Genomic DNA, 17838 nt, shown 5'->3' on the forward strand with positions numbered 1-17838 from the left:
TGATTATGAGACGGACGCGAAAACCACAAACCATGCGCGCGGGCGTACTCGCCCTGCTCTGCTTCATGCTTGCCGCGACGGTTGGTTGCGGCGCTAGATTAGCCACCGAGGAAGAAGGACAAGCCTCCGCGCTGTCGCCGGCCGGCACGATGGCCAGCGTCCTGGGCTCCGAATCAGGCGAGGCGGAATTAGACGAGGCCCCGCCCGCTTCTGGATTGACGGCCAGCGCCCGAAGCGGCGATCCGGCCGACCGGGCGACGCTGAAATCGACACTGAAGCCGACGCCTGCGGGCGACAGGTCGGAGCGGAAGTCGGAAGAACTTGAACAGCGGGGGACGGCAGCTGGTACAGCCGCAACCATCCAGCCCAAGCCGGCATCGGGCATAGCGGGAGAGGTACAGCCCCTTTCGGCCAAAACCTCCCGTACGGCCACTGCCCCGGCGCCCAAGACGGCACTCTCCGGCGTCGCCGCCCAAGCCGCGGGCAGTATTCCATTCGGGCAATTGAAAGGCAACGGCCTCTATATGGGACAGATCGATTCCCACTCGATCGAGATTAATATCAACGGCGTGCCGACGGTCTTTCAAATCGACGAGACGATCGAAGCGAAGCTGAGCAAGATTGACGATCATGCGGACGGCACGCCCGTCAGGTTCACCTATACGCGGCAGGAAATCGAAGCCGGGGAAGAGAAATACGTAGAACGCTGGTTAACCGGCATTCAAGAACGTTAACCGGGCATTCGCGCCCGGCTTAGACGGCGGGAAGGAGTCATGGCATGAAAATCGCCGTAACCGGAGGGACCGGCTTCGTCGGGCAAGCGCTCGTCGCGGCGCTGCTCGCCCGGGGAGACGAAGTATGGATTATCTCCCGCACATCAGCGGACGCCCGCCCTGGGCAGGAGCGGCTGCGTTATGCGACGTGGCGGCAGCTGGAGCAGGAACCTTCGCTTCTCGAAGGAACGCAATGCATCGTGAATTTGGCGGGGGAATCGATCAATCAGCGCTGGAGCGCCAAGGCCAAGGCGAGAATCATGAATTCCCGCACGGATGCGGCTGAGCGGATCGCCAAGCTCGTCGGCGAACTCCGGCAGAAACCGGATACGGTCGTGAACGCTTCCGGCATCTCGATCTACGGGACATCCGACACGAAGACGTTCGACGAGAATAGCCCTGCGCACATTAACGACTTCCTCGGAAGCGTGGTGGAACGATGGGAAGCAGCGGCACAAACCATTCCGACGGAACGGCTCGTGCTCGTTCGCGTCAGTCTCGTGCTGGGCAACGACGGAGGCGCCTTCCCGCTCATGGCGCTGCCCTATCGCCTGTTCGGCGGCGGCAAAGTCGGCAGCGGCCGGCAATGGATATCTTGGATTCATGCCGAGGACATGACCCGAATGCTGCTCTTCTGCATCGACAACCGCGAGATCGCCGGTCCGGTGAACGCATGTGCGCCGCAGCCGGTGACGAACGACCAATTCGGCCGCGCGCTCGGCAAGGCGATGCGAAGACCGCACTGGTTCCCCGTCCCCGCCTTCCTGCTCAAGATGGCGCTGGGCGAAATGTCATCCCTGCTGCTTCAAGGGCAGCGCATCCTGCCCGCCACGCTGCAGCGGCAAGGCTTCGATTTCCGCTATCCCACGATCGAGAGCGCCATGGACAATTTAGTCGGCAAAAGCAAGGGGAAGTAAGCAACGACTCTCTTACCGCCCTGAAAATTAAGCAGCAAAGAGACGCGCTCCATTCGCATGCCCGCGGCATGCGGTTGAGCGCGTCTTTTTTATCGCTTGCCAAATATTCATCCCACATCGCCACCATTTAGCCCGCTTTGCAAATGTACTTAGGCCCCTTATCCCCGGCCAACTGCATCACATCGCCAGCGTTCAGCGGATACGCCTTGTAGGGAATCATCATGACGCCGTTCAGCGTGCTCCCGTTGCGTGATCCGACGTCCTTGGCGGTCCAGCTCGCCCCGCTAGCCCGAATCTCCAGATGTACGCGCGAAATGCCGGGCGCCGCATCCACATACTGCACGCCGTCGCCAGAACGGCCGATCACGAGACTCCCCGCAACGTCGATTCGTTCCGATTTGCCGTCCGTTTGCCGCTCCAGCCATTGCCCCGCGCCGGGGCCGCCGACAGTTTCGTTACCGCCGGTTTTCCCTAGCCATACGGTCGCTTCCGGGAAAGCATTAGCGGGCATCCGGGTGCCATGCAGCGCGGTTAGCCGTGTCTGGCTTGTCCCTCCATGAAGAACATTCTCATTTCGCGCCTTCCCCTCTTGACCCCATGCCTCCCCCGGCCTCCGCACCGAATTGCCAAGCGATTCATCCTGCGTCTTGAGATCGGATGCCGCCGGAATCGCGTCTTGTTCTGCTCGCCAAGACCAGGCGGGGTGTTCCGGCTGGTCATCCAGGGCGGCCATCCGCTCCTCTTCCTGCTGCTCCGCTTGAGCGCCGCCCATGATTCTTCTGCCGGCAATAATGCCGACTGCCGCGGATATCGCCGTCAACCCTAGCGCGATCTTCAACGACGTAGAGGAAGGCGCGGCAAAATAAACAAAACGCCATGCGCACGCAAGGCCTACCGTCAGCGCCGCTCCGAGCATCCATATCTGGCGCGAAGCGTTCGTTCCGCGGGGATCGGCCGGATTGCCGCTAACGAGCTGCGGCTCCGGATAGTCGGCAAATGCCGATTGCGATCCCATGGCAGCAGAAGATTGCGCCTGCCTCGGCTGCTCGTGCATGCCGCCGGAAGTCCTCCAGCCTTCCACATGATCGGACACTCTCGCGAACGGCTCTGCATACTGCCGCTCTGTATCCGCTCCCCCTATCGCTTCAACCTGCGCGCACGTTTCCGACTCCTCCGTTCCCTCTGCCGGAGTACCGCCGATTAATCCCAGCAGCGTCCGGCGAAGATCCCGCCAAGCCACATGCTCCTCGCGAAGATGCCGAAAGATTTGCTTCATCCCTTCCCCGTCCGGCTGACCGACGCAGCCTAGCCATTTGACGGCAAGTGCCAGCACGACTTCGGAGACGCGCTGCGAGCCTGCCTTCGACTGGCGGAGCGGCACGTAGCAGAGCGCCAGATCGTCGATCCGGTCGCCGGTAAAAATCGCCTGCTCCTGCAGCAGAAAACCTTCCGGACGAAGCATGTAATCTTTGCAATCGTCGATCGTCTCCACCAGCGCCAACAGGATCGCATAGTAGTCCATCATGCCGACCGGCTGCGTCTGCATCCGATGCGCCAGCAATCTGCGGCCTGTTAAGGGATAGCAGAACGCGACGTTCCCGTCCATATCGCTCCATTCCATGCGCAGCAACCGCGGAATGGACTGTCCGCCCTGAAGCATGGCGATCTCGACTTCGTCCAATTCCTCTCGAGCAATGCCGCCAGCCCGGTCCACGACCATCTCGTGCTCATGGTTCATTGCAAAATCGATGCGCAGCTCATCCACGCTCATGATCAGTTCTCCTCCTTGTTAGATTCCCATCACCCAAACGGATACGGCGGCCGGAAGCACGGCGATCATGAAGGGAAACCGCTTCGCTCCTGTTTCCCAGCCATGAAGTACCAACCGTTTGCCCGCGGCCCCCGGACTCAGCAGAACAGCCATGCTACTCAACATCCGCCTGCAGAACGGACGCGAGCCAAGCATGTAGAGCACACCGAGCGCGCCCGCATATAAAATCGCGTACATGGCGACGTTCAACACCGCCGCCGCGCCCAACCAAGCGCCGAGTGCAGCGAACAGCTTGACGTCTCCCGCGCCGATGCCCTTGAACAGATAGAGGAGAAAAAAGGGCAAGAATCCGGCTAGCGCACCCATTAGCGCAATCTGCCCGCCTTGCCAGCCCGCCGTTAGCAGCTGACAGGTCATACCGGCCGCGAATGCGGTGACCGTCAGCAGGTTCGGAATGCGCATGGCGCGCAAATCCGTCGCGAACGCGCAAGCCAATACGACGGCGGCACCAATGCCGGTTATGGTCACGATCATATTAATCCCCTTTCATTACTCGTCGTCTGTCGCCTTACTCTCCACGACGAAATGTCGCGCGACCCGGGTGCCGTCCGCCGCCGTCACGACGAGCTCCCATACCCCGGGCGTCGTGTTGCCCGATACATGCCAGGTCCAGGATACGGTACCATCCGCTCCAACCGTCGCGTCGCCAAGATGCTTGGCCGTGCTCGCGCCGCTCTTGTACCGGACGGATACCGAGACCGCCGTTCCCGGATCGGCAATCGCCGTGACGGTCGCTTTGCGGCCGGGTCGCAGCGGGTCCGGTTCGATAGAGGCGATCTGGAGCTTGGACGCCCCTTCGGCATCAGGGTCGCCCTCCCGCGCGGCAGGCGTCGAATCGCTCACCCAACCGCGTTCTACCGCTCGTTCTTTAAGGATGATGTTACGCCTCGTAAACGGCATGTTTAGCGGGAATCGATATTCGGCTTCGATGACTACGTTCGAGCCGGAATCGCCCGAGAAATCCGGAAACGCGACATACGATATCGTCAATCTGGCGGGATCCAGCACGCGTTCGTCCGCGGATTGACGCAGCAGCGGCAATAAAGCCGTCTTCGCGACCTCCGACCCGGCGGCATTGCCCGCCTCCTGCCAATCCCCTTGAAGCATGGCGCCCAACATCGGACCTACCGGAGCGGGCAGCCATTCTTTCAACGCCTCGCCGGCCTGCTCCATTCCGGGCAGCTGCACGCCGCCAGGCATTGCGGGAAGCGCCTGCGCGGCATGTGCCGAGGCGAGCGATACCGGATACATGCCTGCGGCCGCCTGCCGCGCCACCTGGGAGGCGGCGCCGTGAACGGCCATTTGCACGGCGGCCAGCCTTACGAGACAGATGAAGAGCACGATCGCCATCATGACGATCGGCGCAATCAACGAGGCTTCAACCACGATGCCTCCCGCTTCGTTCCCCATCCCGCCCCGGGTTCGCTTCCTTCGCTTCAAACCGCGCCTGCCGCTAATTAACGAGGCGACGTCAGCTGTACGACATGCCAACCGTTCGGTCCATCTCATAACGACCGTCCGCCACCTTCCCGTCGAGCAGCCCCCACTTATTGAATCGGTTCATGACGCCTGGCAAAAACCACACGTTGACCGATGCGCGCAGCTCCCCCGTCCACCCCGTTCCGACCCGTGCCAACTGCAAGCCCGTATTCTGCTCTATTACGGCCGCCATGCGGGCCAATCGCTTCGGTCCGCCATCATGCAGCAATAGAAACAGACGCATGTAGTCCCGGTATGCGACTTCTACGGGCGCGTATTTGGATAACGGCGTGGTACCGGTCTGCACGAGACGGATCATATCCGCCGCCGCATGCTCAAGGCCGTAAAGAACCGCGCCCGCCAAAATGAGCAGCGGATGCATCATCGTTCTGCATTCGATCAGCCCCTCCATGGTCCGGATGGCCAGTCTCATCGCGAATACCTCGCCGGCCGCCGCGGCCACATTGGCCGCCGGGCTATGATAGCCGTACAAGATGTACTCCGTCTCCTGGTTGTTCAAGCTCAGCGCATGCGCGTACTCGCTCGCGTCCCCGTTGAGCAGCGCGCCCTGCATTTTCTGCGGATCGAACCTGGAGAATCGGTTGATGACGTATTCGTTCAGATATACCGTGTCGCGCGTACCTTCGAGCATGTCGGCCAGACCATCGAATACGCCGCCGGTCTGATGCATCGATTGCTCGGCAGCGGCATTCGGCTCCTCCTGCAGCTGCGTGATTGAATCTGCGCCTGCTTGTTCGTCCAACGCGTTAAAGGCTAGACTCGCCTCCGCGCGCTTCTTGACACGGTCGAACAGCGCTTGATGCTCGGCAACCTGCGGAACGGCCGTTATGTTATGCAGCATCCTGCGGATGTCATTCCACTTGGCTTCTGCTTTCGCTTCCTGCTTCTTTCGCTCCCGATCCGAGGCTTGCCGGGCTTCGAGCTCTTGTGTCCGCTCCACTATTACGGTCCCGTTCAAACCGTACTTCGCGTCGTACTGCTCATACGCCATTCGCAGCTGTGCCGCGTTCTCCGTCAACAGCGCAGCCGATCCCGAGCCGGCCAGCACCGCATTCATCGACGATTGGAAACCGGCCGCCTCGGCATCGAAGGAAGCGTAAATCGCGGTTTGCGCCGAGAGCTCTTCCGCGTAGCGGGCGAACCACTCGCGCGCCAGCGGCAGCTGCTGCGCGGACTGTCCGGCCTGCTCCAGCTGCGATACTTCCGCGGCGGATGGAGAACCGGGCGCCGTGCCGGGCACCTTCGATTTCTGCACCCGGTCGTACCCCGAATTGAGCTGCTGCTCATTCTGCGCGATGACCACTCGCATCTCCTCGTTCAATCGCTCCGCCTTCCCCAGCTCTTCGAGCGCCCGCCGCTCTAAAGTTTGATGACGCCGAAGCGCCAGCATACTTTGGCGAAACAGATCGCCGGCAACGGTTCTGGCTTCTTCCCGGTACGCTACGATCTGAGCGGTGTACGCGGGAAATTCGTCCTTTTCCAAATAGGCATCGGCTTCTATCATCGCCACATAATGCGGGTAGCGGGCGACGATGTTCAGCACCGTCTGCGATTGCGCGAGGTCCCGGTTCCGGAACGGTATAATCGCTCCCGCGTCGCCAGCCGCATCCCGCATCGCTTTCTGCAAATCCAGCACCGCCTGCAAATGTGCTTCGCGCTTGTCGTACAGCTTGCGCACGTTCTCCAGCATCGTCATCGCGGCATGAGCTTCCTTCATGGCGGATGCCGCCGGCGCGAATTGCGAAGCGACCTCCAGCGTGAAGTCGACCGGCGCCTTGTATTTCATTTCCTCCAGAATCTGGCGCTTCATGATATCATGGCGGCCCAGCGTCTCATGCAGGTTCATCCGCGACGTCTCATAGCGCCCGTTCACGAGACGGAAGGCTCCTCTTGCTTGCTCCGCGGGCCATTGCCCCTTCGCTGCCTGCGCGAACAGCTCGTTCCGGTCGCTGCCGCCCGCCCCGAACAGGCCATATCGCAAGTACAGCTCCCCGTCGTAGGCGGAGAGCGCCGAGCGGATGCCGGCATGCGCCGCGAGCTCCGTCTGTTTGCGGAACGCAGCGATCCGCGCGTAATCGATCAGCACGCTCATCACGAGCACAAGCGCAGCCGTAGCGGCGATCATATAAATTGAAACCGATCCGTCCGATCGCGCGATAAATCCGCGTCGGGCCCGTAATTTACCGCCTGTGCATGTCAACTCCGCTTCCCCCTTCTCGCTTCCTGTCAAGGCGCAGCTTTCTGCTGGATAACCGCGGCGGCATTCGCCCGCGTAAGGACGGCATCCGCGCGGTTGTTCCATTTGGCGGCGTAATAACGGGCCAAATCGACATTCCGAATGAGCTCGACAGGGTCCACGATCGATGCGCGGCTAGCCGACTGCAAGGAAACCCGATGTCCGAGCTGATCAAGAAGGGGAATGTCCATCGGCGGAGATATGCCCATCTGGACTTCTTTCGTCAAGAGCCGGTTCGTATAGGCGATCCGGCCTTCCCGAAAAGCGGGCACGCGCGCCGTGATCCGGACCAGCTTGCGAGCAGGAAGCGACTCGCCGGTTACCTGCTCTCGGCCGTCGCCTCCAAAGTTACCGATGGGAACCTCGACGCTCGACCCCGAAGCGCCGGCCATCTTGAATACCGACTTCAGCGCGCCATCGTCGCCTACGCGCCAGTACAAGCCATCGTATGCCCCGACCGGCGAGATGCCGCTCTGCGCGTCGCGATGGCTGTTGTCCCAAACGAAAGCCGCCCGCTCCGCCGACATGGAAGCGACATAATAGACCGCGACTTGCTGATATACATAAAGGCCGAACATCAACAGCGCCACCAAGACCGTGAACAAGGCGGGGAATACAAAGGAAGCTTCCAACGCATAGCTCCCCTCATCCCCGCGCATCCAAGCCTTGAGGCGGCTATTCGGCAAAAATTTCGTTCGCCTGGTCATCGGCTTTGCCCATCAAGTTCTCCAGCAGCTGAATGATCCAATCCTTGAACAGCAGGGCGATAATGATGACTACCGCGATAATAAGGATGACTTCCAGCGTTCCAAGCCCTTCGTCTTCGCGCCAAAACGCGCCTGCCTTCTTCTTTATGACCGTCAACATATACGGACACGCTCCTCTTCAACTTCATTTGTATTTGTATTGCGTCCCCGCTACCAGCCCATTAGCAGGACGGCAGGCGAGGCAACGAGCATCATAAGCACCACGAAAATGCCGACCAGCGGAAACACCAGCTTGGAGGACGCTTCTTCCCCGCGCGACCTGGCGATCGCTTTGCGCCTCTCCCAAAGCGAATACGTCAGCTCCTTTAGCGACAGAACGAGCTTGTCGCCGCCTCGGCGGTAATTCAGCAGGAGCGTCGTCGTAAACAAGGACACCTCTTGCAGCGCGCATCGCCGGCTGAAGCTCTCCATAGCTGCGGCGAACGATTCCCCGTTGCGAACGGCCTCGCACGCTTTGGCCAGCTCCTCATGCAGCGGGTGATCCGGCTTGCCGGGCACCCGAACGATGCAGCGGGTAAGCGCGCGCTGCATCGTCTCGCCGGCGGCGAGCAGCAGCGTCAGCTTGCTTAGCACGTCCGGAAGGGCGATCAGCATGTCCTGTTTGCGCCGCTCGACCAGCTTGGCGGGCTCCCGCCATTTGACGACCGGAAGCAGCACGCCGAGCAGCAGACCCAGAAGACAGATCACCGGCTCATCGCCTGCCGCGCCGACACCGGCCCCAATGCATGCCGCCGCATAACCGACACCGACCGCCGAGGCGGCATGCAAGCGGGTTGCCTCCAACGACCACGTGCTTCCTTTCACGATCAGCAATTTGCCGTGCAGCTCGCCGAGCTGCAGCTGCAGCCGGTCGTACATCCCTAAGCGCTCCAATGCATACCGGAAAGACAGCGCCAGCAGCTTCCGCTGCGCATCTCCGCCATCCAACAGCTTGGCCGCTTCGTAGGATGTCACCGGAAGAAGCCGCTGCGCCATCAAAGCGCATGCCCCCCATCCGGCCGCGAGCAAGCAGGCCCAAATCATGACCATTCCGTTCTCCCCCCTATCCATTCGCGGACGGATTAACGCATCGAGAGCGCCAGCCCTTGAAACCTAGACTGCCAACTAAACCCGAATATTCATCAGCTTGGCCATCAGCCAATAGCAGCCGCCCAATATGAGAAGCGCGATCGTCAGCACCACATAGCCGAAGGCGCCGTAAAGCGGCTCCATATAGTCCGGCGCCGCGAAGCTGAGGAACGCCATAAACACGAACGGAATGCTCATCATGATGCGCGATTCGAATTTCTTCTGGGCGACCATGACGCCGATTTCCTGCTGGACATCCAACTTCTCCCCGATCGTCTGCGACGTGCGCCGGATGACCTCGACCAGATCGCCGCCCGTCCGCTTGCAAATGACGAACACGTCGACGAACTGCGCAATGTCCTCGACATCGGCCCGCTGCTTGAAATCGAGCAGCGCATGCTCCATCGGTTCGCCGTAAGCGAGCCTAGTGCGGATGATTTCGAATTCGACCCTAATCTCGGCATCGGGATTCGGGTATAACAGCTTCAGGTCGTCCAGTGCCGCCACAAAGGCGTTCTCCACCGACCTGCCCGCCGCGAGCGAAGCCGTCAGCGAGTACAGCGCTTCCTTGAACTGAAGCGTCAGCCTGAGGCGCCGTCGATCCAGGAGCGACCGCCGATAGAAACGCGGCGCTGCAAGCCCAGCGACGGACAAGAGCAGCGATAACGCCCAAGCATGATAGAACAAATATGCCGCCGCAAAAACGATCACCGCGCCGAGCGATGCGGCAGCAACAAACTGTCTCCTCGTCAGCTCAAGGTCCCGATAGTCCGGCAAGCCCCCGGCAGACGCTTCCGCCTCTCGGCCAGGCCATCCCATCCATGCCGACAGCTCGGTCTTGCGTGCAAGCGGCCCCTTCACGGCGCCTCACCCGCGAAGCCCGCCATCCGAAGCTTCCACGTTCGCGCAAGCTTCGTCCCCGTCGGCCGAAGGCTCCCGAGCACGCTCCCCTCTCGCTCGCCCTCTTCCTCGAATCGGAACAACGGCGCCAGCTGCACTTCGCCACCGCTTACGCCCGTAATCTCGGAAATCTCCGTCACCCGCCGGCTCCGGTCGCGCAGCCGCGACAGATGCACGATCACATCGATTGCGGAGCCGATCTGCTGGCGAATGACCGGTACAGGCAAGTCCGCGCCCCCGAGCGCCATCGTCTCCAGCCGGGTCAGCATGTCGCGGGCCGAGTTGGCGTGACCCGTACTCAAACTTCCGTCATGGCCGGTGTTCATCGCCTGCAGCATATCGACCGTCTCCCCGCCCCGCACCTCGCCCACGATGATGCGGTTCGGCCGCATCCGAAGGGAGGCCCGGATCAAATCTCGCATCGAGATCGCGCCTTTGCCTTCCGTATTCGCGTTACGCGTCTCCAACGACACCAGGTTCGGGATCGTGCGAATTTGCAGTTCTGCGGCGTCCTCCACCGTAATGATCCGCTCATCCGGCGGTATGAACGCCGACAGCGCGTTCAGAAACGTCGTTTTGCCCGAGCCGGTGCCCCCGCTGATGAAGATGTTGTATTTCGCGGTCACCAACCGTTTCAAGAAATCCGCGGCTTCTTGCGTCAGCGCGCCAAGCTCGACCAGCGAGCTCATCCGCAGCGGACGCTCGGGGAACTTCCGGATCGTCACGCATGGCCCCTTCAGGGCAGCTGGCGGGAGAACGATATGTACACGCGAGCCGTCTTTGAGCCTCGCGTCTACGATCGGCGAGGATTCGTTCACGACCCGATTGACGCCCGCCACGATATGCTGGATCAAATCCTCGAGCTTCCCGCGGTTCTCGAATGACAGGGCCAGCTTGACGAGCCGCCCTCGCCGCTCGACGAAAATCTCATCGTAGTCGTTGATCATCACTTCCGTAATATCCGGATCGTCCATCAACGGCTGGAGAATGTCCAATCCGCGGAAAGCATGGTAAAGCCGGCGGACGAGCTGTACCTTCTGGATGGCCGTCAGCGGATGGGTCTGACTCCATTTGAATACGTGCTGTTCGATCAGCAAATGGAAATCATGATCGCTCATCGCATGCTCCATATCAAGGCCGCCCCGGATGTCGGCTTTTAGCAGCTGTACGATTTCCTCCATCGCTACCTCCCCCTTGCCCGCAACAGCTGGCGCTCCAAAATATGCTCGATCGCGGCGCGGTAACCTGGCGATGCGCTCGGCTCCGCGCCGTGACCCCCCTCCTCGGCCGGCGGAAGGACGTGGTCGATGCGAACCCTCGTCTCCGCATAAGGCTCGTCGTTTGTTCCCCCGGGGTGAACGGCAATCCATTTGGTGCGCCGAGCCAATTCGGCTGCTCCTTCTCCCCATCGGGCTTTGATATGCGCCCAAGCCATTTCGGTCTTGATTCGGGATGAGGCGTAAGGCTCCGTCATCCACAACAGCGTATCCGATGCTTGCATCGCGCGAATCGTGACCGGATCGAACCGCCCGTCCGTATCGATGACAAGCAGGTCGTAATAGCCGCTCTCCCGGATTGCCCGAATGAGCAGCTCCGCCAATTCGGCCGTCATCGATTCCCGCTCCTCCGGATTCGGACACGGCGGAATATAGTCGATCTTCAATCCGGCGTGACGGCACTTCAGCTCGTTCAGATGACCGGCTGCTTGTTCAGGCTCCGATTGCAGGGTATAGAGCAGCCGCGACAGCGCATCCTCCCTGCCTTCGCGGCCGAGCCACGATGCGGAAGCGTTCCACTGTTCGAGATTCAAGTAAAAGGCGCTGTTTCCCCGCGCGCCCATCGCTTGGGCAAGCCGGAGGGCCAGCGTCGTCTTTCCGATGCCGGATACCGCGCTGCAAACCGTGACCACCGCGCTCTTCTTCGTTCCCCTTATCGATCCCCTCCCGCCCGGAGCGCCCGACGCATATAACGTCTCGAACGATTGGAGCAGCGTTGGCAGCGGTTGAAATTGCGCGATCTCCCGCTCACCGCTCGTATGGCCGATGGGCACGAACAGCCCCGTAATGCAGGAAACACCTGCTTCTTCAATTTGCGGCGTGAAGGCCGTCTGCGCGACGAGAAGGTCGACCGGATAACCGGATTTTAAATATTGGCGAAGCGCCTGCGGATTCGTAAACGCCGTCAATTGCCACCGCTCGCCGAATGCCGAATGCCGGATGTAATCGGCCAGCCGCTCGAGGTAATCCGCTTCCCTCACGGCGGCAACAAGCTGCTGCTTATGCACGCGTGTCCACCCCTTCCCAGATGTTCGATGTATGAATGTAAACGCAAAAAAGCACCATAAACTACGCCTGTTCGCGTAATTTACGGTGCTTCCGTAATAAGCAGCGGCCACTTAAGGCCGCAGCTAAACAGCTAAATTTGTCCATACTTTACCATGTATAATTCAAACAGGTCAATCTTTTTTTACAACTCAATCCTGTAAGTCCAGCGCAAAAAATCAGTTGCTAAAAATAATATAGTTGATTATACTATCGTTAGCCTACAAAACACAGATGATAAAAGGAGAGATAATCATGTCTCAGTCCAATACCACTCTTAACGCCGAGCAAGTCATGCTGGAACGCCATTCGGTACGCGAATACAAACGCGACGTCGTAATTCCCGAAGAAACGCTGAACGAAATTTTGACGCTGGCCGCAAGCGCGCCTTCCTCTTGGAACCTGCAGCAATGGCGTTTCCTTGTCGTGAAAGAACAAGCGAACAAAGATCGCCTGCTCCCGATCGCATACGGTCAGAAACAAGTATCCGACGCTTCCGTCGTCGTCGTTGTCCTCGGCGACCTGCAAGCCAACCTGACGGGCCACCAAATTTATGACGCCGCCGTTGCCGCAGGCGCCGTACCGCAGCAAGTTCGCGATACGCTCGTCGGCCAAATCGATGGCGCCTACACGTCCGCTCAAGTTGCGCGGGATGAAGCCAACAAGAATGCCGGTCTTGCTTCGATGCAGCTCATGCTGGCCGCGAAAGCGAAAGGCTACGACACCGTGCCAATGGGCGGCTTCAATGCCGAGGCGCTCGTGAAGGAACTCAACATCCCTGACCGCTACTTTCCGGTTATGCTCGTGCCAATCGGCGAAGCGGCGAAACCCGCTCGTGCATCCGGTCGTCTGCCGCTCAGCGAGCTGGTTATCAACGAATCGTTCTAATCCCTTGCGGCATCTGCCGCTTGCGGGCCGTCTTCCACTTGGAGACGGCCTTTTTGCCGTGCGCGCTCAGCCGCGCCATACGGTAACACGGCATGCTAAAAGCCGGGAGGCCGGCCGCTCGAGCCTTGCGCTCGGCGAGGATGGCCGGCCTCCCGGCTTTCTTTGTCGTCTCGCCCCTAATGCGGAGTCACGTTCGGCGAATGCGTGAGCGGCGGACTCGTGAACAAATAGACGGCCGCCGCGCTATCGCCGAAGAACAGCGAGATTTCGCGCTCCGCGTTCTCCGGCGAATCCGAGCCGTGCACGACGTTGCTCGCCACATCCATCGCGAAATCACCGCGGATCGTGCCTGGCACCGCCTCGACCGGATTCGTTTTGCCGATGAGACTCCGGGCGTTCGCGACCGCATGCTTGCCTTCCCACACCATCGCGCACACTTCGCCCGATGTTAAATAATCGACAAGCTCCCCGAAGAACGGCTTCTCCCTGTGCTCGCCGTAATGCCGTTCCGCAAGGGGACGATCAATATGCATCAGCTTGATGCCTCTCAACGTGAAGCCTTTCTTCTCGAATCGGGACACGATGTCCCCGATCAATCCGTTGCGGACGCCATCGGGTTTAACCATAACAAACGTGCGTTCCATGATGCGGTCCTCCCCTTTCGATTAAGCAGAGTTCGAGTTGCCCGTACGGCCGGCAGACCTCCATGCCGAAAGATGATGCAGCCGCACTGTCACTGATCAGTTTTCCATTAATCCCCACGATTCATTCAGGTTAATGAAAATCCGGATGCTCTGCCCACAAAAGGTTGCACGGCCGCATCCGACACGCTACTCGGCGGTCAACGCAAGGAAAGCTTCGACGTCCGCCGTCGACAGCGCCACCGCGCCGCGCCAAAATTCCGGTTCGTCCAGACGAACGCCCAGATGCTTCTGCGCCAGCTCCTCGACCGTCATCAGCCCCGTATCGCGCAGCAGCGCAACATAGCGATCCGCAAACGACGGCCCTTCCTTCTGCGCGATCGCGTATAGCCCGCAGCTGAACAAATAGCCGAATGTATACGGGAAGTTATAGAACGGCACATCCGTGGCATAGAAGTGCAGCTTCGCCGCCCAGAAATGCGGGTGCAGCTTGCCGAGCGCGCCGCTGTAAGCTTCATGCTGCGCTTCCGACATCAAGGCGTTCAGTTCTTCGACGGTCACCATGCCTTCGCGGCGTCTGTCGTAGAACCGCGTCTCGAACAGAAACCGGGCATGGATGTTCATGAAAAAGGCAACCGAGCGCTGCAGCTTGTCGTCGAGCATCCCGAGCTTCTCGTCGTGATCCTTCGCCGTGGCCATCGTCGCATCGGACAAAATCAGTTCCGCGAACGTCGACGCCGTCTCCGCGACGTTCATCGCATATTCGTGGGCGAACGGCTGTAGATCATTCAATACATGCTGGTGGTACGCATGGCCCAGCTCGTGCGCCAGCGTGGAGATGTTGTTCATCGTGCCCGAATAGGTCATGAAAATCCGGGTTTGCCCGCTGATCGGGAACGATGTACAGAAGCCGCCGGGGCGCTTGCCCGCACGGTCCTCCGCTTCGATCCAGCCGTCCTTGAACGCCATCTCCGAGAAGTCCGCGAGGTCGCTGCTGAAATTGCGGAAGGAATCCAAAATCAGCTTCGCGCCTTCGTCGTACGAGACGGTGCGCGATGCCGATCCGATCGGCGCGTCGACGTCGTGCCAGTCCAGCTGCTCCAGACCGAGCAGCTTCGCTTTGCGGTCGAGGTATTGGACGAGCGCCGGTTTGCCTTCGTTCACCGCCGACCACATGGCGTTCAACGTGGCCTCGCTCATTCGGTTAATCGCGAGCGGCTCCTTGAGCACGGAGCCCCAGCCCCTCTTCTCGTAAAGCTTCAAACGGAAGCCCGACAGTCGGTTCAGCGCCTCGGCGCACAGCTCGGACTGTTCGCCCCAGACGCGCTCCCAATGCGTGAATGCCTCAGCGCGAACCGCGCGGTCGCCATCGGATAACTTATTCGCCATTTGACCGACCGACAGCGTCTTCGCTTGCCCGTCCTTGTCCACGGTATGGAACTGCGTGCGCGAGACGACCGTATTATAAAACTCGCCCCAGCCGTGATATCCGTCGACGGCCAGCTCGCCTGCCAGCGCCTCCAGCGCCGGCGCCAGTTTCTCCTTCGCGACATCGCGCCTCTCCTGCAGGCGGAAGGCGACCGGCGCGATCGCTTCCCGCGCCAGGAAACCGGCCCATTCCGCATCCGAAGCCGCGCTCAGCTGCTCGTCGAAGCTCGTCAGCGCCGTATTGAACCGCGCCGCGATCGTGCGGACGCGATCGTTCAGCGCGGATGCCGCCGCATCCTTCATTTGTTCGGCCAACAGACAGCCGACGAACGAATCGGCTTGATGCAAGCGGCTGAGCACGGACTGAACCACAGCCGTCCATTCCGCCAGCTGTGCCGCCGCAGGCGCAGCGCCTTTGGCCGCTTGCAGCGCCTCCTCCAGCGCGCGGATATCCCGCTCCATGCCGTCCAGCTCCTGGACGAATGCGGACGATTTCGAACCGCCCGGGTAAATGACATCAAGATCCCAGACTTGGGGAAAGATCGGAAAGGTCATGATTGCGAACCTCCTGAAATTTTTCGACTTATGTACATACCCCTTCGCCCGACGGAACGACCGCTTCCATTGCGCGCTCCCGCGAAGCGGTGTATAACTGAATTATACTGAACCGAAGCGCCGCATTGCCAATCATTTCGTCTATCTCCCGATATTCAACATTCGGCCAGGCGCCCATCAAAGGAGTTGTACCCGACATGTCTAGACCGCTTCAAATTTCGCCCGAGACCGCCATTCGGCTGTCGAAGGAACTTAACGTGCCGATCGAGCATCTGATGCATATGCCCAAACACATCCTGATGCAGAAAATGGCCGAGCTGGCCGCCAAAGCATCCTCGCCTGCGGCTACCGAGAGCCAAGATGATAAAGGAGAGGAGAAGCCTTGATTCCGTTCGAGCGGGCATGGCCCTACGATATCCAGATGAAGGACGTGTACGTCCCCTCCTGCCCATTTTGCAGCGAGGACAACGTACTGCTGCCGCTGAGGCCCGCCGAGCTGAAAGACATCAAGTCCGGGAAGAAACGGCTGCTCGTGTTCCCCTGCTGCCATGGCCGGGTGACGGTGGTCGACGCGGACGCCGACTATTTGCTGACGGATACGAAGCTGCGCAAAGGGTAGCCGCGAAGAGCCGGCCGTTACGGCAGCGGTAAGGCTCGCATGCCAATTGCTGCCGGGGTCCATCCGCGCTGTTCAAACCGATAGCCGCGGGGTAAAATGAAACAAACGTTCCGCAAGGCAAGCAATCGAGGTGATGACGATGAAACGTTACGCGCGAATCGGGATGGCTGCCGCGCTTGCGGCCGGGCTGCTCGCGAGCACGCCTCCTTCGGCCGACGGCAGCGTCATCGACCGGTTCAAAGATATATACAACGCGCCCGAGAAGCTGGACGAGCTGCAGCAGCAATTCGCGAAGACGCAGGAAGAGCTCGACGAGGCCCGCCGCAAAGCGGATGAATACGCGCAGCAGCAGCTGAAGCTGTTGCAGGAGAACGAAACTTACCGACAGCAGAATGAGGCGCTCATCCAACAAAACCAAGCGCTGCACACGCGAATGGAACAGTTGGAGAAGGATCAATCCGAGCGCAAACGGTTCTATCGCAAAATCGCCGCATCCGTCCTTGTATTCGCCGGCGCCGGGCTTCTGTACATCATCTCGGTGCGCATATGGCGGTATCGGGCTTGGCGCAGCAACCGTTCCGCCGGAGGTGGCGCCGAATGAAGGTAAACGCCCCCGCTCCCGTGGGACATGCCATGGTGGAGCTAACCGAGGCAGAAGCCGTCCACGTGCTGCATCCCCGTACGATTATCGCGTTCCAAGGCGCGCCGACGCTGCGCGAAGACAAATTCATGGATCTGGCCGGCATGTACCGTAAGAAAAAATGGATTCGTTCGCGCATCCAGGGCCCATCCCAATTCGTGCTCGGCCTGCCCGCGGGCTGCACCCTCGAGCCGATCGACATTCCGGCGGACAGCGACCTGATGTTCGATTTTCGGCACGTGCTCCTCTATTCCGAAGGCATGGGCATGAATAGCCGCATCCAGAAATTCAAAACCGCCTGGATCACGCATGAATGGGTACGGATGCGCTTCAGCGGCCCCGGGACGCTCGGCATTCTCGTCACCGGCGATCTGGCCGTGCTGCAGCTCGACGAGAATCGCCCGCTTTACGTGGAGAAAAGTTCGCTCGTCGCGTACCCCGAGAAGGCGGGCATCAAGCTGACCGTCTACGGGAATCCGCTCGCCAGCCAGCATATGCAGGTGCAGTGGGAATTAACCGGCAAAGGTCCCGTGCTGATCCAGACCGGGTCGCGCGATCCACAGCTGGAGGACCAACTCCGCGGAGACAGCGTGATCAAGCGCGTTTTGCGCGAAGTATTGCCGTTTGGCAGCATTTATATCAAATAATACACGCTCAAAAACCAAAAACTCCGGTCCTTCGCGGCACCGGAGTTTTGTCTTTGCCCTCGCAAAAAGAAAACCGTGCTGCCCTCAAGGGGCCGCACGGCCGCCAG

Annotated in this window: 19 protein-coding genes; 7 read left to right on the forward strand and 12 right to left on the reverse strand. The window is 60.2% G+C overall.

The genetic code is table 11. The annotated features are described in order from the left end of the window. Window positions 1-5 precede the first annotated feature (5 nt). Window positions 6-734 (forward strand): hypothetical protein, encoded by a 729-nt coding sequence (locus ACFSKT_RS25050; RefSeq protein ID WP_377720925.1) that lies wholly within the window; start codon window positions 6-8, stop codon window positions 732-734. A 44-nt stretch (window positions 735-778) separates the two neighbouring features. Beyond that, window positions 779-1690 (forward strand): TIGR01777 family oxidoreductase, encoded by a 912-nt coding sequence (locus ACFSKT_RS25055; RefSeq protein WP_377720924.1) that lies wholly within the window; start codon window positions 779-781, stop codon window positions 1688-1690. Between the two features lie 127 nt (window positions 1691-1817). On the opposite strand, the gene ACFSKT_RS25060 is transcribed toward ACFSKT_RS25055, so the two are convergent. The 10 genes from ACFSKT_RS25060 to ACFSKT_RS25105 form a co-directional block, all read right to left on the reverse strand. Further along, complete coding sequence (locus tag ACFSKT_RS25060; protein ID WP_377720923.1) at window positions 1818-3461, reverse strand: DUF6382 domain-containing protein; 1644 nt, start codon at window positions 3459-3461, stop codon at window positions 1818-1820. 18 nt (window positions 3462-3479) lie between these two features. Continuing rightward, window positions 3480-3995 (reverse strand): prepilin peptidase, encoded by a 516-nt coding sequence (locus ACFSKT_RS25065; RefSeq protein WP_377720922.1) that lies wholly within the window; start codon window positions 3993-3995, stop codon window positions 3480-3482. A 15-nt stretch (window positions 3996-4010) separates the two neighbouring features. Next, window positions 4011-4907: an Ig-like domain-containing protein gene (locus ACFSKT_RS25070; protein WP_377720921.1), complete on the reverse strand. Its 897-nt coding sequence runs from the start codon at window positions 4905-4907 to the stop codon at window positions 4011-4013. Window positions 4908-4992: 85 nt separating this feature from the next. Further along, on the reverse strand, window positions 4993-7221 hold the full coding sequence (locus tag ACFSKT_RS25075) for a hypothetical protein (protein WP_377776365.1): 2229 nt from the start codon (window positions 7219-7221) through the stop codon (window positions 4993-4995). 26 nt (window positions 7222-7247) lie between these two features. Continuing rightward, on the reverse strand, window positions 7248-7889 hold the full coding sequence (locus ACFSKT_RS25080; protein ID WP_377720919.1) for a pilus assembly protein: 642 nt from the start codon (window positions 7887-7889) through the stop codon (window positions 7248-7250). Between the two features lie 43 nt (window positions 7890-7932). Beyond that, the gene (locus ACFSKT_RS25085) at window positions 7933-8124 is read right to left on the reverse strand and encodes a Flp1 family type IVb pilin (RefSeq protein WP_377720918.1); all 192 of its coding nucleotides are present in this window, start codon (window positions 8122-8124) and stop codon (window positions 7933-7935) included. A gap of 50 nt (window positions 8125-8174) precedes the next feature. After that, window positions 8175-9053 (reverse strand): type II secretion system F family protein, encoded by an 879-nt coding sequence (locus ACFSKT_RS25090; protein ID WP_377720917.1) that lies wholly within the window; start codon window positions 9051-9053, stop codon window positions 8175-8177. A gap of 75 nt (window positions 9054-9128) precedes the next feature. Next, a complete protein-coding gene (locus ACFSKT_RS25095; RefSeq protein WP_377720916.1) occupies window positions 9129-9953 on the reverse strand; it encodes a type II secretion system F family protein in 825 nt (274 codons plus the stop codon). After that, complete coding sequence (locus ACFSKT_RS25100; protein WP_377720915.1) at window positions 9950-11173, reverse strand: CpaF family protein; 1224 nt, start codon at window positions 11171-11173, stop codon at window positions 9950-9952. Before ACFSKT_RS25100 ends, ACFSKT_RS25095 begins: the two co-directional genes overlap by 4 nt. Before the next feature lie 2 nt (window positions 11174-11175). Further along, entirely contained in the window at window positions 11176-12276 is a 1101-nt protein-coding gene (locus ACFSKT_RS25105) for a P-loop NTPase family protein (protein WP_377720914.1), read from the reverse strand. Between the two features lie 292 nt (window positions 12277-12568). Between ACFSKT_RS25105 and ACFSKT_RS25110 the strand changes: the two genes are divergently transcribed. Further along, window positions 12569-13201, forward strand: coding sequence for a nitroreductase family protein (locus tag ACFSKT_RS25110; RefSeq protein WP_377720913.1), 633 nt, complete (start codon window positions 12569-12571; stop codon window positions 13199-13201). 176 nt (window positions 13202-13377) lie between these two features. Here the strand turns inward: ACFSKT_RS25110 and ndk are convergent, their stop codons facing one another. Both ndk and ACFSKT_RS25120 read right to left on the reverse strand, forming a co-directional pair. Next, the gene (gene ndk, locus ACFSKT_RS25115) at window positions 13378-13845 is read right to left on the reverse strand and encodes a nucleoside-diphosphate kinase (protein WP_377720912.1); all 468 of its coding nucleotides are present in this window, start codon (window positions 13843-13845) and stop codon (window positions 13378-13380) included. Between the two features lie 186 nt (window positions 13846-14031). Further along, entirely contained in the window at window positions 14032-15825 is a 1794-nt protein-coding gene (locus tag ACFSKT_RS25120; protein WP_377720911.1) for a M3 family oligoendopeptidase, read from the reverse strand. A gap of 197 nt (window positions 15826-16022) precedes the next feature. On the opposite strand from ACFSKT_RS25120, the gene ACFSKT_RS25125 reads away from it, so the two are divergent. The 4 genes from ACFSKT_RS25125 (at window position 16023) to ACFSKT_RS25140 (ending at window position 17731) form a co-directional block, all read left to right on the forward strand. Then, entirely contained in the window at window positions 16023-16211 is a 189-nt protein-coding gene (locus ACFSKT_RS25125) for a YycC family protein (protein WP_377720910.1), read from the forward strand. Then, window positions 16208-16444, forward strand: coding sequence for a hypothetical protein (locus ACFSKT_RS25130; RefSeq protein WP_377720909.1), 237 nt, complete (start codon window positions 16208-16210; stop codon window positions 16442-16444). Before ACFSKT_RS25125 ends, ACFSKT_RS25130 begins: the two co-directional genes overlap by 4 nt. Window positions 16445-16583: 139 nt before the next feature. Then, window positions 16584-17045, forward strand: a complete 462-nt coding sequence (locus ACFSKT_RS25135; protein ID WP_377720908.1) for a hypothetical protein — start codon at window positions 16584-16586, stop codon at window positions 17043-17045. Then, on the forward strand, window positions 17042-17731 hold the full coding sequence (locus tag ACFSKT_RS25140) for an AIM24 family protein (protein ID WP_377720907.1): 690 nt from the start codon (window positions 17042-17044) through the stop codon (window positions 17729-17731). Before ACFSKT_RS25135 ends, ACFSKT_RS25140 begins: the two co-directional genes overlap by 4 nt. Window positions 17732-17838 lie beyond the last annotated feature (107 nt).

The organism is Paenibacillus xanthanilyticus, from assembly GCF_042682185.1.
Taxonomy (GTDB): Bacteria; Bacillota; Bacilli; order Paenibacillales; family Paenibacillaceae; genus Paenibacillus_Z; species Paenibacillus_Z xanthanilyticus.